The organism is Streptomyces sp. NPDC024698 (assembly GCF_055559015.1).
In genome coordinates this window covers 485,553-506,641 of sequence record NZ_JBVHLK010000004.1, presented here as the reverse complement: position 1 = coordinate 506,641, position 21,089 = coordinate 485,553, and the positions used below count along the sequence as shown (strand labels likewise).

General features: G+C 70.9%; 16 protein-coding genes, 1 tRNA gene and 1 riboswitch. Of the genes, 2 read left to right on the top strand and 15 right to left on the bottom strand.

Annotation, left to right across the window (positions count from 1 at the left end; translation table 11 throughout):
* Nucleotides 1-6 precede the first annotated feature (6 nt).
* Together ACZ4AA_RS13170 and ACZ4AA_RS13165 are read right to left on the bottom strand one after the other, a co-directional pair.
* Entirely contained in the window at nucleotides 7-888 is an 882-nt protein-coding gene (locus tag ACZ4AA_RS13170; protein WP_467600108.1) for a Bax inhibitor-1/YccA family protein, read from the bottom strand.
* Nucleotides 889-1,270: 382 nt separating this feature from the next.
* Nucleotides 1,271-1,353: transfer RNA gene (locus tag ACZ4AA_RS13165), tRNA-Leu, on the bottom strand.
* Between the two features lie 598 nt (nucleotides 1,354-1,951).
* On the opposite strand from ACZ4AA_RS13165, the gene ACZ4AA_RS13160 reads away from it, so the two are divergent.
* Both ACZ4AA_RS13160 and ACZ4AA_RS13155 read left to right on the top strand, forming a co-directional pair.
* Nucleotides 1,952-2,722, top strand: coding sequence for an ABC transporter ATP-binding protein (locus ACZ4AA_RS13160; protein ID WP_467600105.1), 771 nt, complete (start codon nucleotides 1,952-1,954; stop codon nucleotides 2,720-2,722).
* 59 nt (nucleotides 2,723-2,781) lie between these two features.
* On the top strand, nucleotides 2,782-5,310 hold the full coding sequence (locus tag ACZ4AA_RS13155) for an ABC transporter permease (protein WP_467600102.1): 2,529 nt from the start codon (nucleotides 2,782-2,784) through the stop codon (nucleotides 5,308-5,310).
* Nucleotides 5,311-5,430: 120 nt separating this feature from the next.
* Here ACZ4AA_RS13155 and ACZ4AA_RS13150 read toward each other — a convergent pair whose 3' ends face one another.
* From ACZ4AA_RS13150 to ACZ4AA_RS13090, 13 genes are all read right to left on the bottom strand, one after another.
* Nucleotides 5,431-6,720 (bottom strand): class I SAM-dependent methyltransferase, encoded by a 1,290-nt coding sequence (locus ACZ4AA_RS13150; protein WP_467600099.1) that lies wholly within the window; start codon nucleotides 6,718-6,720, stop codon nucleotides 5,431-5,433.
* Between the two features lie 227 nt (nucleotides 6,721-6,947).
* The gene (locus ACZ4AA_RS13145; protein WP_326787331.1) at nucleotides 6,948-8,336 is read right to left on the bottom strand and encodes an NAD(P)/FAD-dependent oxidoreductase; all 1,389 of its coding nucleotides are present in this window, start codon (nucleotides 8,334-8,336) and stop codon (nucleotides 6,948-6,950) included.
* 571 nt (nucleotides 8,337-8,907) lie between these two features.
* Nucleotides 8,908-9,879 carry a Ppx/GppA phosphatase family protein gene (locus ACZ4AA_RS13140; protein WP_467600095.1) on the bottom strand — a complete coding sequence of 324 codons (972 nt, stop codon included), beginning with the start codon at nucleotides 9,877-9,879 and terminating at the stop codon, nucleotides 8,908-8,910.
* Nucleotides 9,876-10,451, bottom strand: coding sequence for a DUF501 domain-containing protein (locus ACZ4AA_RS13135; RefSeq protein ID WP_467600092.1), 576 nt, complete (start codon nucleotides 10,449-10,451; stop codon nucleotides 9,876-9,878). The genes ACZ4AA_RS13140 and ACZ4AA_RS13135 overlap by 4 nt, the downstream gene beginning before the upstream one ends.
* 38 nt (nucleotides 10,452-10,489) lie before the next feature.
* Nucleotides 10,490-10,966 carry an FtsB family cell division protein gene (locus ACZ4AA_RS13130; protein ID WP_467600089.1) on the bottom strand — a complete coding sequence of 159 codons (477 nt, stop codon included), beginning with the start codon at nucleotides 10,964-10,966 and terminating at the stop codon, nucleotides 10,490-10,492.
* A gap of 141 nt (nucleotides 10,967-11,107) precedes the next feature.
* Nucleotides 11,108-12,394: a phosphopyruvate hydratase gene (eno, locus tag ACZ4AA_RS13125; protein ID WP_467600086.1), complete on the bottom strand. Its 1,287-nt coding sequence runs from the start codon at nucleotides 12,392-12,394 to the stop codon at nucleotides 11,108-11,110.
* 358 nt (nucleotides 12,395-12,752) lie between these two features.
* On the bottom strand, nucleotides 12,753-13,451 hold the full coding sequence (locus tag ACZ4AA_RS13120) for a transglycosylase family protein (RefSeq protein ID WP_467600083.1): 699 nt from the start codon (nucleotides 13,449-13,451) through the stop codon (nucleotides 12,753-12,755).
* Nucleotides 13,452-13,455: 4 nt separating this feature from the next.
* Nucleotides 13,456-13,649, bottom strand: a riboswitch (cyclic di-AMP (ydaO/yuaA leader).
* Between the two features lie 186 nt (nucleotides 13,650-13,835).
* Entirely contained in the window at nucleotides 13,836-14,780 is a 945-nt protein-coding gene (locus tag ACZ4AA_RS13115; protein ID WP_467600080.1) for a transglycosylase family protein, read from the bottom strand.
* A gap of 248 nt (nucleotides 14,781-15,028) precedes the next feature.
* Complete coding sequence (locus tag ACZ4AA_RS13110; RefSeq protein WP_467600077.1) at nucleotides 15,029-16,300, bottom strand: cytochrome P450 family protein; 1,272 nt, start codon at nucleotides 16,298-16,300, stop codon at nucleotides 15,029-15,031.
* Nucleotides 16,301-16,449: 149 nt separating this feature from the next.
* Nucleotides 16,450-17,493, bottom strand: a complete 1,044-nt coding sequence (locus tag ACZ4AA_RS13105; RefSeq protein WP_467600370.1) for a nucleoside triphosphate pyrophosphohydrolase — start codon at nucleotides 17,491-17,493, stop codon at nucleotides 16,450-16,452.
* 190 nt (nucleotides 17,494-17,683) lie between these two features.
* Nucleotides 17,684-18,343: a SurA N-terminal domain-containing protein gene (locus ACZ4AA_RS13100; protein ID WP_467600074.1), complete on the bottom strand. Its 660-nt coding sequence runs from the start codon at nucleotides 18,341-18,343 to the stop codon at nucleotides 17,684-17,686.
* Between the two features lie 232 nt (nucleotides 18,344-18,575).
* Nucleotides 18,576-19,403: a glycoside hydrolase domain-containing protein gene (locus ACZ4AA_RS13095; protein WP_467600071.1), complete on the bottom strand. Its 828-nt coding sequence runs from the start codon at nucleotides 19,401-19,403 to the stop codon at nucleotides 18,576-18,578.
* A gap of 172 nt (nucleotides 19,404-19,575) precedes the next feature.
* Entirely contained in the window at nucleotides 19,576-21,060 is a 1,485-nt protein-coding gene (locus tag ACZ4AA_RS13090) for a protein kinase domain-containing protein (RefSeq protein ID WP_467600367.1), read from the bottom strand.
* Between the last annotated feature and the right edge of the window lie 29 nt (nucleotides 21,061-21,089).

Sequence of the window (21,089 nt, the reverse complement as noted above, 5' to 3'; positions counted from 1 at the left end):
CGCCTGCTAGTCCCTGCCGCTGAAGATGGCGACCAGCCGCAGCATCTCCAGATAGATCCACACGAGCGTCACGGTCAGACCGAACGCGGCCAGCCAGGCCTCTTCCTTGGGCGCACCGTAGGTGATGCCGTCCTCGATCTGCTTGAAGTCGAGGGTCAGGAAGAACGCGCCGATCAGGATCGCCAGGATGCCGACGATCGCGCCGAGCGGGCCGCTGCTGCGCAGTCCGCCGTCCGGGGCGACACCGAAGGCCACCAGCAGCAGGTTCACCGCCATGACGACGATGAAGGCGATGGCGATGGTCATGCCGATGCGCGCGTACCGCGCGGTCACCCGGATCCAGCCCGCCTTGTAGACGAGCAGGGTCGCGCCGGTGACCGCCATGGTGCCGAGCACGGCCTGGAACGGCGCTCCGTGCCACTGCGTGTTGTACATCTCGCTGACGACACCGAGGAAGACGCCTTCGAAGGCGGCGTACCCGATGATCAGCGCGGGCGAGGCGGTGCGCTTGAAGGACTGCACCATGGCGAGCACGAAGGCGACCAGCGCGGAGCCGATGGCCAGGCCGTAGCTCGTGGCGGAGACCGGCAGGAGCGCCCAGGCCAGGACGGCGCCCACGACGACGGTGCCGAGCGTCATGGCCGAGCGCACGACGACGTCGTCCATCGTCATGCGGCCGGTGGTGGCCGGGGCCTGCGGCGGAGCGCCCTGCTGAAGGTCCTGCTGTGCGTACGGGTTCTGCGCGTAGGGGTTGCCGCCCTGCTGGGCGTACGGGTTCCCCTGCGTGCCGACAGCGGGTCCCCCGGCCTGCGGCGCCGCGTTGAAGCCCGCGTAGCCGTTGTCGCGGCTGAACCCCCGTCGCGAGAAGACCGGGTTACTGCTCCTCATTTCACTCCTCCATGGCCACAAGGCGTGGCCTTGGCCTCAAGGGTAATGGGTAGGCAAAGGAATGACCCTAGTGCTTGAGGAGGATCTTTCCCTCGTTGTGCCACCGTACGCGTGTGCCACCTGCTACGCCCGCACTGGTACGAAGCCGTGACACCGCTCGCGGAAACCGCCGCCGACGAGCGCTCACGGCGTTCACACAGCGTCACGACAGGGGGTCCGTGAGAGGAACGCGCGAAGAAGGGGGAGGAGGGGCGGGGGTCGGCCGGGAAGGGGGCCGACGGACCGTCACGGAGAGGGTGACGGGAGACCGGATGCGCGGCCGGCGGGCCACGCCCGGAGACTTCCGGCTGTGGCCCGCGTCCTGCTTCGCAGGGGCGCGAAGTGCCCGGAACCGGACTTGAACCGGTACGCCCGCGAGGGGCAGCGAGGTTTAAGCTCGCCGTGTCTGCATTCCACCATCCGGGCAGACCATGGGCTCCGCATCGAGGTTCCGAGCCTATCGGGACGCGTCACCCGAACAGCGGGCGCGCGTACCGATGTTGTCTTATTTTATTGGCGTCTGAGGGTGCATCAGCACACTGCACAGGCCGTCAGCACTTGCCACCAGCCTCCCGGACGCGTTGGGCCCGCGTACGCGGATTGACGGAATTTCACCGTCCGAGCGCGGTCGCGACGCGCCCCGGACCGGATACCGGCCGCGCTCCCGGGAGTACGGCGTCGCGGCCCGCCCTCACCCGGCTCCCCCGGCGCCCTGTCCCCGAGGTGCCCGCCCGTCCCCGGGACGTCCCTCCGTGAGCGGCCCGGACGCCCTCCCCCCGTCCGGTACGCACCGTCCCCGGGTCGCTTCGCGGGAGGTCACGGACGGTTCCGCCCCCGGCCGTCGCGGCGCCCGACCCGGACCGCTCTCAGGGCGCTCCGTCATCCCCAGGTATGACTCGGCGGCTCCCGGTCCGACCCGAGACTGCCCCCGGAACCGGAACAGCGGGTGACTACAACCCGTGGATCGGCACGGACGATGGAACACGTCCCAGCAACGTCCTCGTCCCGACAGGAGCACCCTCCCGTGACCACCACCCCGCTCGCCGGCACAAGCACCGCGGTCGCAGCCCGCGCCACGGAACTGTCCAAGGTCTACGGGCAGGGCGAGACCCAGGTGGTCGCGCTCGACCGGGTGAGCGTCGACTTCCGGCAGGCCGAGTTCACCGCGATCATGGGCCCCTCGGGGTCGGGCAAGTCCACGCTGATGCACTGCGTGGCGGGACTGGACACCTTCTCCTCGGGCTCGGTGCGCATCGGCGACACCGAGCTGGGCTCCCTGAAGGACAAGCAGCTCACCAAGCTGCGCCGGGACAAGATCGGCTTCATCTTCCAGGCGTTCAACCTGCTGCCGACGCTCAGCGCCCTGGAGAACATCACGCTCCCGATGGACATCGCGGGCCGCAAGCCCGACAAGGAGTGGCTGGACACCGTCATCAGGATGATCGGCCTGGCGGACCGGCTGAGCCACCGGCCCTCCCAGCTCTCCGGCGGCCAGCAGCAGCGCGTCGCCGTCGCCCGCGCCCTCGCCTCCCGCCCCGACATCATCTTCGGCGACGAGCCGACCGGAAACCTCGACTCGCGCTCGGGCGCGGAGGTCCTCGGCTTCCTCCGCAACTCCGTACGCGAACTGGGCCAGACCGTGGTGATGGTGACGCACGACCCGGTGGCCGCCGCCTACGCGGACCGGGTCGTCTTCCTCGCCGACGGACGGATCGTCGACGAGGTCCACGAGCCGACCGCCGACTCCGTCCTCGATCGCATGAAGCGGTTCGACGGCAAGGGCCGCACGAGCTGACACGGGCCGAGCCCTCCCTCCGCTCCCCCACTCCTCGTACACCTGGACTGAGAAGACCCATGTTCCGTACCGCCTTGCGCAATGTCTTCGCGCACAAGGCCAGGCTCCTGATGACCGTGCTCGCCGTCCTGCTCGGCGTCGCCTTCGTCTCGGGGACCCTGGTCTTCACCAACACCATCTCGGACGCCTACCAGAAGAGCTCCGCCAAGGGCTTCGGCCAGGTCGACGTCGCCATCCGCCCCGAGAGCGCGGCGGACAAGGGCGACACCCTCGGCCGGACGCACAAGTTGACGCGGCCGCTGCTCGACAAGGCGGCCGGTGTCCCCGGGGCCGCCTCCGCGATCGGTGTCGTCAACGGCTTCACCGCCATCGCCGACAAGGACGGCAAGCTCATCGGCGGCGGCTTCCAGTCGCAGGGCGGCAACTACTGGGGGGACAAGGACCCCCGCTATCCCCTGACGGCCGGACACGCCCCGCACGGCACCGGCGAGATCGCGATCGACGCCGAGACCGCGAAGCGGGCCGGCTACCAGGTCGGCGACACCGTACGCCTGTCCGTCGACGGCCCCGTCCTCAAGCCCGTGGTCGCCGGCATCTTCAGCACCGACGACGGCAACGTGGCCGCGGGTGGCAGCCTCGCCCTGTTCGACACAGCGACCGCCCAGCGCCTGTTCCACTCGGCCGGCTCCTACGACGAGATCGACGTGAAGGCCGCGCCGGGCACCAGCCAGAGCGCGCTGCGCGCGGCGATCGACGCCGTCGTGCCGAAGGACACCGCCTCCACGACCACCGGCAGGCAGCTCGCCGACGACCAGGCCGAGCAGATCTCCTCGGCGATGAGCGGCATGAAGACGGGCCTGCTGGTCTTCGCCGGGATCGCGCTGTTCGTCGGCACGTTCATCATCGCCAACACCTTCACCATGCTGGTCGCCCAGCGCACCAAGGAGCTGGCGCTGCTGCGCGCCGTCGGCGCCTCCCGCCGCCAGGTCACCCGGTCGGTGCTGATCGAGGCGTTCGTGGTCGGCGCGGTCGCGGCCGTCGGCGGGCTCGCCGCGGGCATCGGCATCGGCGCCGCGATGCGCTCCCTGATGGGCACGCTCGGCGCCACCGTGCCGGACGGCCCGCTGGTCGTCTCCTCCGGAACCGTCGGCACGGCCCTGCTCGTGGGCGTCCTCGTCACGATGCTGGCCGCCTGGCTGCCGGGCCGGCGCGCCGCGAAGATCCCGCCGGTCGCCGCGATGAGCAGCGTCCACGCGAAGGCGACGGCCAAGTCCCTGGTCCTGCGGAACTCGATCGGCGCGCTGTTCTCGGCCGCGGGTGTCGCGGTGGTCCTCTACGCCACGACGATGGACGGTTCGGACGGCCAGGCCCCGATGGGGCTCGGCGCGGTGCTGCTCATCGTCGGCGTCTTCATCCTGACCCCGCTGCTGTCCCGTCCGCTGATCGCCGCCGCGGCCCCCGTCCTGCGGGTGTTCGGGATCTCCGGCAAGCTGGCCCGGCAGAACTCGGTGCGCAATCCGCGCCGTACGGCCGCGACCGCCTCGGCGCTGATGATCGGTCTCACGCTGATCACCGGCATGACGGTGATGGCCGGCAGCCTCCAGAAATCGATCGACAAGATGGCCAGTTCGGCGATCAGGGCGGACTACGTCGTGTCGATGGCGAACGGCAACTCCCTCTCCCCGGACGTCGAGAAGAAGCTCGCCGCGGTCGACGGGGTCAGCGAGGTCAGCTCGCTGCGCGACGCGCCCTCCCGCATCGACCGGCGGACGGAGTTCCTGACCGGGGTCAACGGCGCGGCCATCGGGAAGCTCACCGACCTCGACGTCACCGAAGGCGCCTTCACGGTCGGCGGCACCCGGGTCGTGGTCGACTCGGACACCGCCACCTCCCACGGCTGGAAGGCCGGTTCGGACTTCCAGGTGTCCTACGAGGACGGCGCGAAGCAGAGCCTGACCGTCGCCGGGGTGTACAAGGCCAACGAGATGATCCGCGGCATCATGCTCGACAACGCGACGCTCTCCCCGCACCAGCGGGACGCCTCCGACATGCAGGTCATGGTGAAGACGGCGGGCGGCGCCTCGGACGCGGCCAAGGACCGGCTGGCGAAGGCCCTCGGCGACAACCCGGCCATCAAGGTCCAGGACAAGCAGGACATCTCCGACGACATCGCGCAGATGTTCACGCTGATGCTGAACATGCTCTACGGCCTGCTCGCGATGGCGGTGATCGTCGCCGTCCTCGGGGTCATCAACACCCTCGCGATGTCGGTCTTCGAGCGCTCGCAGGAGATCGGGATGCTCCGCGCGATCGGCCTGGACCGCAAGGGCATCAAGCGGATGGTCCGGCTGGAGTCCCTGGTCATCTCGCTGTTCGGCGGCGTCCTCGGTGTCGGTCTCGGCGTGTTCTTCGGCTGGGCCGCCGGTGAGCTGCTGGGCAGCAGGATGCCGACGTACGAACTCGTCCTGCCCTGGGGGCGGATGGCGCTCTTCCTGCTGCTGGCGGCCACGGTGGGCGTCCTGGCGGCGCTCTGGCCGGCCCGCCGGGCCGCCCGTCTGAACATGCTGTCGGCGATCAAGTCCGAGTGAGCGGGCACGGCGAGTCCGCGCACGGCGGCCTTGCCGCGGCAGCCGCCCGGGAGAAAGCCGAGGGGGTCCCGTTCCGGACGGAACGGGACCCCCTCGGTGTGCTCCGGCCCTTCGCGCGCCTCAGTTCCAGGTTCTCGCCCGCAGCGGCATCCCGGACGCGCCGGTCCCGTCCGGGGTCTTCACCGCCAGGATCTGGTTGACGCCGATCTGGTTGCGTTCGAAGGCGACCGCGCTGGCCACCATGTACAGACGCCAGACGCGGGCCCGGCCCGCACCGGAGAGCCGGACGGCGCGCGCCCATCCGGCCTCCAGGTTGGCGACCCAGCGGCGCAGGGTGAGTCCGTAGTGCTCGCGCAGGGCCTCGATGTCGCGCACCTCGAACCCGGCCCGTTCGAGCTGCGTCACGGTCGTCCCGACGGGCGCGAGTTCACCGTCGGGGAAGACGTAGGCGTCGATGAACTCGTTGACGGAGTACGAGGATTCGTCGCGCTCGGGGCGCCGCGCGATCTGGTGGTTGAGCAGCCGTCCGCCGGGGGCGAGGAGACGGCCGAGCACCTCGGCGTACTCCAGGTAGCGCTCGGCTCCGACGTGTTCGGCCATCCCGATGGAGGAGATCGCGTCGTAGGGCCCGTCGGAGACGTCCCGGTAGTCCTGCACCCGGATCTCCACCTTGTCCGTCAGCCCCTCGTCGGCGACCCGCTTGCGGGCGAACGCGGCCTGTTCCTGCGACAGCGTCACCCCGACCACGTTCGCGCCGTGGTCGCGGGCGGCGTGCACGGCCATCGAGCCCCAGCCGCAGCCGACGTCCAGAAGCCGCTGACCGGGTTCCAGATCCAGCTTCCGGCAGACGAGTTCGAGCTTGTCGCGCTGGGCCTCCTCCAGGGTGGAGCCCTCTTCCCAGTAGGCGCACGAGTAGACCATGGACGGGCCGAGGACGATCTCGTAGAAGTCGTTGCCGACGTCGTAGTGGTGGCTGATGGCCCGCCGGTCGGTGCGCCTGGTGTGCAGGTGGTGACGGCGGCGCACCTCCTCGGCGGGCGGGGCGGGCGGCAGCGGCGGCCCGGCCATCCGCACCAGCCCGCGGACCGCCGCGCGCACCTCGGGGTCGCGCAGCGCCTCCCCGAGCCCGCGCGCGTCCGGTCCTCGTTCCCAGACGAGCCCGGACAGCAGATCCAGGGCGATGTACAGGTCGCCCTCGACGCCCAGGTCGCCGGAGACCCAGGCGCGGGCGAGTCCCAGCTCGCCGGGTTTCCACAGCAGCCGGCGCAGGGCGCGCCGGTTGCGGACGACGAGCGCCGGAGCCGAGGGAGGGCCCGCTTCCGAACCGTCCCAGGCGCGGACGCGCAGCGGGAGCGGGGCTCCCAGCAATTGTTCGACAAGGCTTCTGAGCCGCGGCGCGGCGTCCTGCATGGCGTACACCTCCGAGACAGCACTCCCGAACGCTCCGACACCCGGTAAACATCTACCCGCTCAGCGCGCAGTCCCGCTTCCGCGACACAGATTCGCAAAATGCGTGTACGCACCACACGGTGAACGGCGGCCGGGCGGGCCCGGGAGTCGCGGCGCGGGAAACGCCGAAGGGGCCGCCCGCACCACGGATGGCGGGCGGCCCCTTCGGGGCGTTCGGTGACGCAGGGTCAGGAGGCCTTGGCCTTCTCCTCGGTCTTCACCGCGGGTGCCGGGGCGGCCGGAGCCGGCTTGGCGGCCTCGTAGAACTCCTCGCGCGGAGTCTCCATGGCGCCCAGGGAGACGACCTCGCGCTTGAGGAACATCGCGAGCGTCCAGTCCGCGAAGACGCGGATCTTGCGGTTCCAGGTCGGCATGGCCAGACCGTGGTAGCCACGGTGCATGTACCAGGCGAGACGGCCCTTGAGCTTGATCTTCATCTTGCCCATGACGATCATCGCGACGCCCTTGTGCAGACCGAGACCGGCCACGGCGCCCTTGTTGGCGTGCGCGTACTCCTTCTGCGGGAAGCCCCGCATACCGGAGATCACGTTGTCGCCGAGGATCTTGGCCTGACGCAGCGCGTGCTGGGCGTTCGGCGGGCACCAGGCGTTCTCGACACCGGCCTTGCGGGCGGCGACGTCCGGCACCTGGGCGTTGTCGCCCGCGGCCCAGATGTAGTCCGTGCCCTGCACCTGGAGGGTGGTCTGGGTGTCCACGTGGCCGCGGGGGCCGAGGGGCAGACCGAAGCGGGAGAGAACGGGGTTCGGCTTGACGCCGGCCGTCCAGACGATCGTGTTGGAGTCGACCTCGAGGCCGTTCTTCAGCACCACGTGGCCGTCGACGCAGGAGTCCATCGAGGTGGAGAGGTAGATCTCCACACCGCGGCTCTCCAGGTGCTCCTTGCCGTACTGGCCGAGCTTGGGGCCGACCTCGGGAAGGATCTTGTCCGCGGCGTCGACGAGGATGAAGCGCATGTCCTCGCGGGAGACGCTGCTGTAGTACTTGGCCGCGTCGCGGGCCATGTCCTCGACTTCACCGATGGTCTCGGCGCCGGCGAAGCCGCCACCCACGAAGACGAAGGTCAACGCCTTGCGGCGGACGTCCTCGTCCGTGGTGGAGTCGGCCTTGTCGAGCTGCTCGAGGACGTGGTTGCGCAGGCCGATGGCCTCCTCGATGCCCTTCATGCCGATGCCCTGCTCGGCGAGACCGGGGATCGGGAAGGTGCGGGAGACCGCGCCCATCGCGATGACGAGGTAGTCGAAGGGCAGCTCGTACGCCTCGCCCACGAGGGGGGCGACCGTGGCGACCTTGCGGTCCTGGTCGATGGTGGTGACCCGGCCGGTGAGGACCTCCGCCTTGGGAAGTACACGCCGCAGCGGGACGACGACGTGCCGCGGCGAGATGCTGCCGGCGGCTGCTTCGGGGAGGAAGGGCTGGTAGGTCATGTACGACCGGGGGTCGACGACCGTGACGGTCGCCTCTCCGTAGCGCATCTGCTTGAGGATGCGCCGAGCTGCGTACAGGCCTACGTACCCACCGCCTACTACGAGGATCCTGGGACGCTCCGTGGTGCTCATGCCATCGAGTATCCACCCGCTTCAGGGGGGTCGCTCGTGCGCCCCTTCACAAGCTTGGGCAGGGGCTCTGCTACACTCCGCGGCCCCCGCGATCGAGGCCCTGTCAGCCCGGGTGGACCACCGTACGGTTCGTACCGTTGTCAACACCGCGTGAGCTGCGGCCCAACCCGTTCGGCCGAGCGGACCGCACCCGTGTTTCACCGCCCCGAAACGTGGCCGCAACGCTTCACGGATCATGCTGCCTGACCCCAGGAGCCCCGGGAAAGGGTCCAAGTGGCCCCTTCGTCGCCCGGCAGGGCGCTTTTCCTTGTGAAGAACTTCACGAAGTTTCTCGACGGGACCTCGTCGGAGGGGTTCCGGGACCCCTCCGGACACGCTCATACGCTATCCGTTCCGCTCAGCCGAGGCTACCGATGAGTAGTGAAGGAGACCGGTGCCACGCCCGCGCGGCACCGCCGTGGAGCGCGTCAGAGGACCCGCGCGGCCGCCGGGAACACGAACGGCCCCGGCCGCCCCGGAGGGGGAGCCGGGGCCGCCCCACGCCCGCTGCGGGCACGTCGGCGGGCGCCGGTCAGTCGCCCCGCCGGCCCGCCTCGGCTTCCTCCGCCGCCTTGAACGCGATGCCGTCGAGGATGTCGTGCTCGCTGACCACGACCTCCTGCGCGCCGGTCCGCTCCATGATCGAGAGCAGGACGAGCGCGCCGGCCCCGATCACGTCCACACGGCCCGGGTGCATCGAGCCGATCGCCGCGCGCTCGGCGTGCGTGGAGCGCAGCAGCCACGCGGTGATCTCGCGGACGCGCGCGAGGGAGACCCGGGAGTGGTGGATCCGCTCGGAGTCGTACGCGTCGAGGCCCAGCGCGATCGCCGCGATCGTGGTGACCGAGCCGGCCAGCCCCACCAGGGTGCGCGCCTCGCGCAGCGGGACCGTCTCCTCGGCGAGGTCGAGGGCGGCCTCGATGTCCGCGCGCATGGCGGCGATCTGCTCCGCGGTCGGCGGGTCGGTGACGACGCCGTCGCGGACGAGGTGGCGCTCCGTCATCCGTACGCAGCCGACGTCCACCGAGCGTGCCGCGCGCACCGCATCGGCGCCGACGACGAACTCGGTCGAACCGCCGCCGATGTCCACGACCAGATAGGGCGTGCCGAGGTCGGAGCGCCCGGCCAGCTCCCTGGTCGCGCCGGTGAAGGAGAACCCGGCCTCCTGGTCGCCGGTGACGACCTCAGGCTCGACGCCGAGGATGTCCAGCACCCCGCGCACGAACTCGTCCCGGTTCTCGGCGTCCCGGGAGGCGGAGGTGGCGACGAAGCGCAGCCGCTCGGCCCCGTGCTCCTTGATGATCCGCGCGTAGGCGCGGCAGGCGTCGAAGGTCCGCTCCAGCGCCTCGGGGGCGAGCCGGCCGGTGCGGTCGACGCCCTGGCCCAGCCGCACGATGGTCATCCGCCGGTCCAGGTCGGCGAGTTCGCCGGTGCTCGGGTCCACATCGGCCACCAGGAGGCGGATGGAGTTCGTACCGCAGTCGACGGCGGCGACGCGGGTCACCGGTCGTTCTCCGCCGACTCGTCGGACTCCGCGGAGCCCTCCGTCTTCGGCGTGTCGCCGGGGCCGGTGACGCAGGCGCCCTTGCGCCACCACTCGGGCAGCATCGCGATGGCCTCGTCGCCGAGCGGGTTGACGCCCGGTCCCGCGGCCAGCGAGTGGGCCACCAGGACGTGCAGGCACTTGACCCGGTCGGGCATGCCGCCCGCGCTCGGGAAGCCCGCGAGGACCTCGATGGCGTCACGGCGCGCGATGTAGTCCTCGTGCGCGGCGCGGTAGGCCGCGGCCAGCTCGGGGTCGGTGGCGAGCCGTTCGCTCATCTCCTTCATGACCCCGTTGGCCTCCAGGGTCCCGATCGCGGACGCCGCCCGCGGGCAGGTCAGGTAGTACGTGGTCGGGAACGGCGTGCCGTCGGGGAGGCGGGGCGCCGTCTCCACCACGTCCGGCTGGCCGCAGGGGCAGCGGTGCACGATCGCGCGCAGCCCGCGCGGCGGCCGGCCGAGCTGCTGCTTGAAGGCCTCGACGTCGGCGTCGGTGGGCTCGGTGCGCGGGGTGGTGGGCGGTGGCGTTTCCATGCCGTGAGTCACGTGTCTTTCTGGTCAGTTCATGGTCGTCAGCGGTCTGCGGCGTCGGATTTGTCCACGCCGTCCCAGACATTGGTGTACCAGGGGCGGTCGGCGGTGCCGCGTTCGGCGCGGGCCTGCTTCGCGGCGTCCGGGTCGATCACGACGTAGCCGGTCTCGCCCGGCATCACATAGTGCAGCCGCTGCCGGATCTGCTGCTTCGCGTACGCGTCGTCCTGCCAGCGCGCCTTGAGGTCGCGCAGCTGCTCGACCCGCTCGCTGGCCTGCTCCCGCTGCCGCTCCAGGTCGCCGATCTGGGCGCGCTGGGAGACGTACTGCCGCATCGGGTAGGCGAGGGCGACGATCAGGGAGCACAGGACCATGGCCAGCAGCGCGGCCCGGCCGGTCAGCCGGGAGCGGCGCGCCTGCCGTTTGGTCTGGGAGCGGTAGACCCTGGCCGCCGTCTGCTCGCCGAGCAGCTTCAGCCTGGTCGAGGTGGAGAACCGGTCCCGGTCCTTCACGGCCATGAATCCCGCCTCCCCGCTGCCGGCCCGCGGTGGGGGCCCGTCACGTGCGTACGTCCCCGCACACGGTACGGGACCGGGTACGGGGACGTACGGAGGACGCTTGCCGAGCCGTGCGGCTCGGCGCTCGCGAACGGTGCTCGCTCAGCCCTTGAAGCGGGGGAACGCCGAGCGGCCGGCGTACACCGCGGCGTCGTCGAGGATCTCCTCGATGCGCAGCAGCTGGTTGTACTTGGCGACGCGGTCCGAGCGGGCCGGGGCGCCGGTCTTGATCTGACCGCAGTTCACGGCGACCGCGAGGTCGGCGATGGTGACGTCCTCGGTCTCGCCGGAGCGGTGGGACATCATGCACTTGAAGCCGTTGCGCTGGGCCAGCTCGACGGCGTCCAGGGTCTCGGTCAGCGAACCGATCTGGTTGACCTTGACGAGCAGGGCGTTGGCCGAGCCCTCCTCGATGCCGCGAGCCAGACGCTCCGGGTTGGTGACGAAGAGGTCGTCGCCGACGATCTGGACCTTGTCGCCCAGCTTGTCGGTGATGACCTTCCAGCCGGCCCAGTCGTCCTCGTACAGCGGGTCCTCGATGGAGACGAGCGGGTACGCGGAGACGAGCTCCTCGTAGTACTCGGTCATCTCGGCGGCCGAGCGGGACTTGCCCTCGAACTCGTACTTGCCGTCCTTGTAGAACTCGGACGCGGCGACGTCGAGCGCGAGCGCGATCTGCTCACCGGGGATGTAACCGGCCTGCTTGATGGCCTCGACGATGAGGTCGAGGGCGGCGCGGTTGGACTCAAGGTTCGGGGCGAAGCCGCCCTCGTCGCCGAGGCCGGTGGACAGGCCCTTGGTCTTCAGCACCTTCTTGAGGGTGTGGTAGACCTCGGCGCCCCAGCGCAGGGCCTCGGAGAAGGACTCCGCGCCGATCGGCGCGATCATGAACTCCTGGATGTCCACGTTGGAGTCGGCGTGCGAGCCGCCGTTCAGGATGTTCATCATCGGAACGGGCAGCAGGTGCGCGTTCGGGCCGCCGAGGTAGCGGAAGAGCGGCAGGTCGGACGCCTCGGAGGCGGCGTGCGCGACGGCGAGCGAGACGCCGAGGATGGCGTTGGCGCCGAGCGAGCCCTTGTTGTCGGTGGCGTCGAGGTCGAACATCGCCTGGTCGATCAGGCGCTGCTCGGTGGCGTCGTAGCCGACGAGCTCCGGGCCGATCTGCTCGATGACGGCGAGGACGGCCTTCTCGACACCCTTGCCGTGGTAGCGGTTGGGGTCACCGTCGCGAAGCTCGATGGCCTCGAACGCTCCGGTGGAGGCGCCGGACGGAACGGCGGCACGACCCGTGCTGCCGTCGTCGAGGCCGACCTCGACCTCGACCGTGGGGTTGCCTCGGGAGTCCAGGATTTCCCGGGCTACGACGACGTCGATGGACGGCACGAGCATCTCCTTATGGGATGTGACGCGGGTACGCGGAGCTTGGCAGCCCCGCGGGATGAGCCTAACCGGCTCAGGGGGATCGGCCAGCGATCGACCACCCCTTGAGCGGAACTGAGCGTACATATTGTTTCTGAACGGAACAAAAAAAGAAATAAAAAACCCCGCTCCGGCGCGTGCGGGGGAACACGCGCCGGAGCGGGGAGCCCGTGGGGACGGGGAGCCTCGACGGGTCTCCGGTGCGTGCGGAGACCCCACGAGGGGGCTGTTGCCTGCCGGGGTCGCGGCGCGGTGCCGGTGTCCCGGCCGCCGTCCGCCGAAAGCGGCCGGGTCGACCGGCGTGCCGCGCCGTCCGGATCGGCTCAGCTCAGCTCAGGTGCAGCTGCTGGCCCGGGTAGATGACGTCGGCGTCGGCGACGATGTCCTTGTTCAGCTTGAACAGCTTCTGCCAACCGCCCTTGACGTGCTTCTTCTCGGCGATCGAGCTCAGGGTGTCGCCCTTGACGACCTTGTACTCGCCGTCGCCCTTCTTGACCTTCTTGCCGGTCGGCGTGGTGACGGTCTTCTGGGCGGCGGGGCGCTCCGCGGAACGGGAGGCGGGCTGCTCCGTCGTCCGGGTGGCGGGGGCGCTCTGCGAGGCGCTCGACGAGGAGGGCGCGGACGGGGCCGCCGGGGCGGAGCCGCCGCCGTAGGGGGTGCTCGACAGTCCGGTGCCGCAGGTCGGCCAGGCGCCCTTGCCCTGCGCGGCGAGGACCTTCTCGCCGATGGTGATCTGCTGCGACTTCGAGGCCTGGTCGGCGCTCGCGGCATAGGCGGTGCCGCCGTACGCGGCCCAGGTGGAGGACGAGAACTGAAGGCCGCCGTAGTAGCCGTTGCCGGTGTTGATCGACCAGTTGCCGCCGGACTCGCACTGGGCGACGGCGTCCCACTCGGAGGCGGTGGCCGCGGAGGCGTTGCCGGCCGCCATCAGCGGGGCGGCGATGGCGACACCGGTGACACCGGCGAGAGCGGCGACGCGGGTGGCCTTGTTCGGGCGGCGGTGCTTGCCCTTGCTGGAGAACAGCATGGAGAGATCCCCTCACCGACGCCTGCGAGGTGAGCTGTCGGGTTCGGGCCGAATGAGTTGCCCGGCCGCATGCCTCGGATCCCGTCTCCAGGACGTCCGGCACGCGGCTTCACCCCAAGCCGATCCCGGACGTCTCTCGACTCCCGGGCCCGGCACTTACCTTGGGTCCCCCGCTCCTGCCTACGGCGCATGACGCGACGACTGTTCCCGTACGGCCGTTGGCAGGATTCGGCGTTGCGACCGTCGGGGCCCGCTGTGGCGAGCGGTCACGACCGTAAGCAGTCGATCGACGGAAATTCAAAGACGATCAGGGCTTCTGAGACCCATCTCTCACTTGCACCAAATGGGACATTACCCGGCGAACCGTGACGCGAACTCCCGCTACTACTGGGCCGTTTCGGCGACGACGGCAATGCTCCGACCAGGGACGACGAGGCCGGGACCGCTGTCGGCGGCCGACGTGTCGGCAGCGGCCGGCTTGTCCCAGTCGTCACCGAGGCCGAGGTCGCCGGAACCGTCCCAGATGCTGCCCAAGACCTTTGCGGCGTACGAGTCGTCGGCGGTGTCGCTCTCGGCGCTCGCGGCGTGCCGTCCGGCCGAGCCGTCGGCGGTGTCGCCGGTGGCGTCATCGGCGGCCTCGCCGCCGCGGTGGCGCCCGCCGGTGCCGCTCGGGGTGGCGGAGGCGCTCGAAGAGGCTTCCTTCTGCCCCGACTTGGCCGAATCAGCCGTTTTGTCGCTCTTGCCCGGCGTCGCGTCCGGAGTGCCGGAGGTCTGCGAAGCACTCGGCGCCGGGGTGCTGTCGGCCGAGGTCGAGGAGTTGCCCGAACCAGACGAATCACTCGAAGCGGACGAGCTGGGCGAAGTCGACAAACCGGAGGAAGTGTATGAACTGGAGTCGTCACCACCGCTGGACGAGTCGCCGGCCAGGCCCGTGTCGACGCTGATCTCGCCCGAGCCCTTACTGAGCCCGGAGAGCGGCCCGCAGGTCGGCCAGGCCTTGAGTCCCTGGTCGTCGAGCACCTTCTCGGCGACGGCTATCTGCTGCGAGCGGCTGGCCTGGTCGGCGGTCGGGGCGTAGTCCAGACCACCGTGCGCCTCCCAGTTCTCCTGGTCGAGCTGAAGGCCGCCGTAGTACCCGTTGCCCTGGTTGGCGCTCCACGCGCCACCGCTCTCGCACTGTGCCACCCGGTCCCAGGTGGTTCCGTCGGCGGCGCTCGCGCTCGCCGCGGCGAGCAACGGGATGGCGATCGCCGATCCGGTCACCCCTGCGGCGACGATGAGTGCCGGGGCCTGACGAGGGCGACGGTGACGGCCGTTCCCGGAGAGCATGCGGAAGCCTTTCGCGTGACAGCGGGGAGCAGCGCGACTCCCGTCAATCAGGAAGCACGGGGGCCGCGTTGATGGGTGAACGTAGTCGCAGTCGATCGCTGGTTACAAGTCGATGCAGTACAGATCACGCGAAGATCACAGATTTGATGGACCGTCATGTTCCGGTAGCCGTGGGAGCGCTCCTTCCGGTATGCGGAAGGAGCGCTTCAGCAGGGGAGGCGAAGGGTCGGCGATGGGCCGATCACGGCCTATTTGACCGGGGTGAACTCCACCGGAAGTGTGCGCAATCCCCGCATAATGAGGCCTCCGCGCCAGCGCAAATCAGCCGATTCTCCAGCGAGTTGGATGTCGGGAAGACGGTCGAGGAGCGTACGGATCGCGGTCTGCCCCTCCAGCCGGGCGAGCGGCGCGCCCAGGCAGTAGTGGATGCCGTGGCCGTAACCCAAGTGCTGAAGGTCACGTCGGGAAAGATCGAGCGTGTCCGGATCCTCGAAGCGTTCCGGGTCGCGGTCCGCCGCCGCGAGGACCACGAGCACGGGGTCGCCGGCCGCGATGTCCTGCCCGCCGATCCGCACGTCCTCGGTCGCGAACCGCCAGGTGGCCAGTTCCACGGGCCCGTCGTAGCGCAGGAGTTCCTCCACCCCCGTCTCCAGCAGACCGCTCTCCCCGGCCGCGAGGGAGGACTGGAGCCGCTCCCGCTGCCCGGGGTGGGTGAGCAGGGCGTGCATCCCGTTCCCGATGAGGTTGACCGTCGTCTCGAACCCGGCGAAGAGCAGGATGAAGGCCATCGCGGCGGCCTCGTTCTCGGTGAGGTGCTCCCCGTGGTCGGAGGCGCGGATGAGCCCGGAGATGAGGTCCTCGCCGGGCTCGGGCTCCGCGGTCAGCGCCTCGCGCTTGCGGTGGATGAGCTCGGCGAGATACCCGCGCATCTTCTTCACGGACCGGGCGACCCCGCCCCTGGGGCCGCCGCCGTGCCGGATCATCATGCCCGCCCAGTCCCGGAAGTCGTCCTGGTCCTCGCGCGGGACGCCGAGCAGGTCGCAGATGGCGTAGATGGGGAGCGGGAAGGCGAACTCGTGGATGAGGTCGGCGGAGCCCCTGGCCGCGAACCCGTCGATGAGCTGATCCGTCAGCTCCTGCACCCGCGGGACGAATTCGGCCACGCGCCGGGGTGTGAACGCCTTGCTGACGAGCCGCCGCAGCCGGGTGTGGTCCGGCGGGTCGATGTTCAGCAGATGCGTCATCAGCTCGGCCTTGCGCTCCCCGGGGATACCGGTCCGGCCCTTCGCGTGCGCGGGCTCGTCGTGGTGCGCGGGGTTCTTGGACAGCCGCTGGTCGGCGAGCGTCTGCTTGGCGTCGGCGTACCGCGTGACGAGCCAGGCCTCCACGCCGCTGGGCAGCCGGGTGCGGTGCACGGGCGCGTGCTCCCTGAGCCAGGCGTAGGCCGGGTACGGGTCGGTGGCGAACTCCCAGGTGAAGAGTTCGGGGGCGGCGCTGGCGGTGGCTTCGGGCTCGGTCACTCCCCGACGGTATCCGCAGCGGCCGACGGGCTCCCGACCGCACGGTGCCGGGCCGGCCGGGGCACCCACCCGACACCCCGGCCACCCGCCTCACGGACGCTCCGATCGACGCCCTAGCCGTCGCCCTGGTCGTCGCCCTGGTCGTCGTCCTAGTCGTCGCCCTGGTCGTCGTCCTCGGTGGAACCCTCGTCCCCGGTGGTCTCCCCGTGGCCCTCCGCCGCTCGGATCGCGTCGCGGTAGGTGCGGGCAGCCGCGCGCAGGGCCGCCTCGGGGTCGACGCCCTCGGCCTCCGCCCGGACGGCCATCGCCAGCAGTTCGTACCCCACGCCCTCGCCGGCGGGCAGCGGAACGTCGAGTCCCGCCGTGCGCGCCCGGGACGACAGCTTGGCCGACAGGGCCAGGCCCGCCTGACCGAGCGGGACGCCCTGGGTGACGGAGGTGCGCCGCTTCTCCTCGGCCTTGGTCCGCAGCCAGTGCTCCTTGACCTCCTCGGGCGTGGTGGCCGTCTCGTCCCCGAAGACATGGGGGTGGCGGTGGATCAGCTTGGCGACGATCCCGCCGGCCACGTCGTCGATCGAGAACGGGGCCTCCGGGTCGTCCTCGGCGATCCGGGAGTGGAACACGACCTGGAGCAGGACGTCACCCAGTTCCTCCCGCAGCTCGTCCCGGTCACCCTCCTCGATGGCCTCGACGAGCTCGTACGCCTCCTCCAGGCCGTACTTCGCCAGGCCCTCGTGGGTCTGACGGGACGACCAGGGGCACTCGGCGCGGATGCGGTCCATCACCTGGACGAGGTCGAGCAGCCGGGCGCCCGGCAGGTCGTACGAGGCGGGCAGCAGTTCCAGGTCGGGCATCCGTATCCGGCCGGAGCCGGCGAGACGGGCCAGACCGTCGGTGAGTCCGGCATCGCCCTCACCGGTGGCGACGACGACCACCGTGCGCCCGCCGGCACACGCGTCGACCAGCTCGCGCGCGCTCGGGGACTCGGTGTCGACGCCGACGCCTGCCTCGCGCAGATACGGCACCTGAGGGTGCGCTCCGTCCGAGCACAGCACCCGGTCGGCACCGTGCAGCGCCTGCCATGCCTGCCAGGACAGCAGACCGGGAGCGACACGGTGGCTGGTGGTGAGCAGGACGATCCGGCCGGGACCGCCGTCGCTCACGTCCTCGGCGGTCGCGTCGGACGCGGTCACGGCAGCCGCGGTCACGCTCTCGGCGGTCGCGTCGGACGCGGTCCGCCGGCCGCCCTGAGCGGCCCCCGTCGGTTCACTGGTTGCGTTCACCCCTCGAACGTAACCCACACCGCCGACACCCCCGGAGTTGTCCACAGGCCGGGGGCGAGGCGGCCGGTCGCGGCCGGTCGCCCCCCTGTGGACCAGGGCCCTAGGCGGGCTGCTGCGCGGCCGCCACGGAGACCTCACGCAGCCACGGCGTCCTCGCGTCGACGCGGCTGCTCTTCTGGACGTCCCAGGTGCCGTACCGCGGGTTCAGGTCCACACGCAGCTGCTTGGAGGCGGCGGACATGGCCTTCCAGAAGGCGGCCTTGCCCGCGGTGGTGTTCATGTCGGCACCGATCGCGGCGGCGAGCTTGCGGGCCTCGATCTCGGTACGGAGGCTGTCGTCGAGGCGCTTGGGAGCCACACCGTAGTTCGACAGCCAGGCCGTCTCCAGCGCCTTCGAGCCGCCCGCCTGCTGTTCGAGGGCCGCGCGCATCTGCTGGGAGTCCTTGCGGGTCACGGTCACACCGGCGTTCCCGGCCGCCCGGTCCAGGACCCGGTCCAGCACCATGCCGTGCAGGGTGTCGCGGGTCAGGGTGGCGGTGCTCGCGACGACCTGCGCGTACTGCGCGTCGTCCTTGCTGGCGGCCCGCTGCGCCGAGCGCACCTCGCCGACCCGGCTCTCCAGCTGCGAGACGGTGATCCGGCTGTCGCCGACGACGGCCGCCGCGCCCGGATGGGCATCGCTGCCACAACCGGTGAGCACGGGGGCCGCGGCGACGATCGCGGCGGAGAGGACGAGCGCGGTGCGACGGCGGCGGTGCAAGGAAGCCTCCCGAGGAGATTGTGCGACGGTGCACAAAGTCTTGCGGTGATCGATGGTAGGCAGTGGCCCGCCTCTCGGCCAGCCATTCGACCAACGATTCACGACGACTTCGGGCACCGCCGGGTCTTCCCCGCCTCGGGGAACGGCCGTTGTCCGCCCGTACGGGTGACGGCGGGCCGACCGGTCGCCCGATCGCCCCGCCGCGTCCGTCCCCTCCGCGGCCGTCGGCGCGTCAGCCGGTGATGGCGACCGGCGCGTCCCAGGCGTCGCGGTCCACGGTGAACGTGACGCCGCCGTGCGTCTCCTTGCTGTTGACCATGTACTGGTGCGCGCGGCTGTGGCCGGTGAACTGGGTGGCGCCCCAGGGCCAGTCGGTGGTCGTGGTGTTCGTCTTGTCCCACAACGCGTACCAGAGGTTGCCCGGCAGGTCCGTCTTGTCGGCGGCGGTCGCGACGGCCTTGGCGCTGGAGCTGGTGAAGCCGTAGTACCCGGAGCGGTACGTCTTGGCGCGCAGGGCCTTGTCGAAGGAGCGCACATACGTGAGCACGGCGTCGTTGCACGCCTTGTTCGTGATGTCGTACGACTCCATGTCGAGGTAGACCGGGCTGCCGGCCTTCATGCCGAGGGCCGATGCCTTGGCGACCGCGTCCGCTCCGTCGGCCGCGCCGAGCGAGGCGGCGGTCGCGGCGGTGATCTTCTCGGGGCTGCTCCCGGTCTGGCAGGAGGGCTGGGCGCCGACGTAGAGCGGGACGAGCTTCCAGCCCATGGTGCTGACCGACTTCACCCAGGACGCGGTGAGGTTGGGCTGGTTGCACCCGCGGTTCTTGCCGCCGATGTACACGGCGGCGGCTCCGTAGAAGCCTGTGTTCCATGCCTTCATCGCGTCGGACGAGGGCGCGGCGCAGGTGTCGAAGGCGCGGCCCGTGAAGGTCTTCTGGGCGGGCCAGGTCGTGGCCGCCATGGAGCTCTGCGCGGCGATGCCGGCACCGGCGACGACGGCGGCCCCGGCCACCCCCCAGGTGATGTACCTGCGCTTGCGCGACTGACGATGCTCGGACAAGTGAACCTACCCCTGGTTGTTCGGTGGTACGGCCGGTCGCGCGATGACGGCGAACACAGCGCGCGAGGAGGCGCGCACGGCACGAAACAGGTCAACTTAACGGGCCACGCATGCCCGTTCGGAAACGAAAGCCCCTGGAGAATCACAAGATCCTCTCAGGACACGGCAAAATCTAGCCACGCACCTGCCCCAGCCATTGCAAGGTCCGCCGGACCTCGGCCGCGAGCGGGTGTCCGGGTCCGTGCAGCCGTTCCACGTCGTGCAGCAGCCGGACCAGCGTGTCGCCGGCGGCGGCGCGGTCGCCGAGCGCGAGCAGCAGATGCCCGATGCGGCGGCGGACGTCGAGGGCGAGGTCCGGGTCGCCGCCCGCGTACCGGTTCTCGTAGTACGGCAGCAGCGCCCGGTACTCGGTGAGCGCCTCCGCCGGTTCGCCCAACTGCTCAAGGCACTGGGCGGATTCGTAGCGATGGCGCAGGGACTCGGGGTCGGCGAGGCCCGCCTCGGCGGCGCGTTCGTCGGCGAGGCGGCGCAGTTCGGGCAGTGCGCGCCGGTACTGGCCGTCGTCCATGAGGGTGGCCGCGTACTGCCTGCGCAGGGTGCGTACGACCGGGGAGCGCTCGCCGTGCTGCTGTGCGGCGGTGGGCAGGATCGCGCCGAGGATGTCGACGGCCTGGGTGATGCGGCCCTCGCCCAGAAGGCGCTTCACCTCGTCGACGGCGTCGGCGACATCGGGCCTGCCCGCTTCGGGCACGACGGGTGCGGGCCGGGGCGCGGGTGTGCGCGCCCGGTCCGGCCAGGGGGCGTGCGGGCGCAGGAAGGGGCGCGTGGGGTCGAGCGGGGCCCCGGTGGGGGTCCCGCGCGGAGGCAGGAGCGGCGCCAGTTGCTCGTACACCTCCTGCGCCGAGTCCGGCCGGTGCTGCGGGTCCTTGGCCAGCAGGCGCAGCACCAGGCTCTCCAGCGCCTCGGGGACCTCGGGGCGCAGCCGGCGCACGGGCAACGGCGGCTCGTACAGATGGCGGTGCAGCACGCCGAGCGCCGTCGAGCCCGTGAACGGCACCTCGCCGCTGAGGAGTTCGTGTATCAGCACACCGAGCGCGTACAGATCGGTGTACGGGCCGACCGCGCCGCCCATCGCCTGCTCGGGCGCCATGTAGGCGGGCGAGCCGATCGGGGAGCCGGTGTGCGTGAGGCGGGTGGTGTCGCTGTCCATGACGGAGGCGACCCCGAGGTCGAGGACGGTCACCGTGCCGTCCTGCTTCACCATCACGTTGCGCGGCTTGAGGTCACGGTGGACGATCGGCACGGCGTGCACGGCGCTCAGGACGGCGCACAGTTGCGCGGCGACCGCGACCGTCCACTGCCACGGGTAGGGGTCGTGTTCGGCGAGGTGATCGGCGAGGTCGGCGCCGTCCACGTACTGCATGACGAGGAACAGCTCCTCGCCCTCGCTGCCCGCGTCGTGCACGGTGACCAGGCCGGGATGGTCGACCTGGGCGGTCACCCGGCACTCGCGCGCGAAACGGCGGCGCAGTTCGTCGGCGTCCTGGCCGACGACCCTGTCGGGGCGCAGCAGCTTCACCGCGACGCGCCGGTCGAGCCGCTGGTCGTAGGCCGTCCAGACCTGGCCCATGCCTCCCTGCCCGATGAGCGTGGCCAGTTCGTACCGGCCGGCGACGACCCGTGCGG

What these genes read in the sequence shown, in the direction of transcription:
- ACZ4AA_RS13135 (WP_467600092.1), bottom strand. Translation starts at nt 10,451, where the DNA reads ATGGAAACGCCACCGCCCACCACCCCGCGCACCGAGCCCACCGACGCC.
- ACZ4AA_RS13150 (WP_467600099.1), bottom strand. Translation starts at nt 6,720, where the DNA reads ATGCAGGACGCCGCGCCGCGGCTCAGAAGCCTTGTCGAACAATTGCTG.
- ACZ4AA_RS13145 (WP_326787331.1), bottom strand. Translation starts at nt 8,336, where the DNA reads ATGAGCACCACGGAGCGTCCCAGGATCCTCGTAGTAGGCGGTGGGTAC.
- ACZ4AA_RS13155 (WP_467600102.1), top strand. Translation starts at nt 2,782, where the DNA reads ATGTTCCGTACCGCCTTGCGCAATGTCTTCGCGCACAAGGCCAGGCTC.
- ACZ4AA_RS13120 (WP_467600083.1), bottom strand. Translation starts at nt 13,451, where the DNA reads ATGCTGTTCTCCAGCAAGGGCAAGCACCGCCGCCCGAACAAGGCCACC.
- ACZ4AA_RS13170 (WP_467600108.1), bottom strand. Translation starts at nt 888, where the DNA reads ATGAGGAGCAGTAACCCGGTCTTCTCGCGACGGGGGTTCAGCCGCGAC.
- ACZ4AA_RS13115 (WP_467600080.1), bottom strand. Translation starts at nt 14,780, where the DNA reads ATGCTCTCCGGGAACGGCCGTCACCGTCGCCCTCGTCAGGCCCCGGCA.
- ACZ4AA_RS13130 (WP_467600089.1), bottom strand. Translation starts at nt 10,966, where the DNA reads ATGGCCGTGAAGGACCGGGACCGGTTCTCCACCTCGACCAGGCTGAAG.
- eno (WP_467600086.1), bottom strand. Translation starts at nt 12,394, where the DNA reads ATGCTCGTGCCGTCCATCGACGTCGTCGTAGCCCGGGAAATCCTGGAC.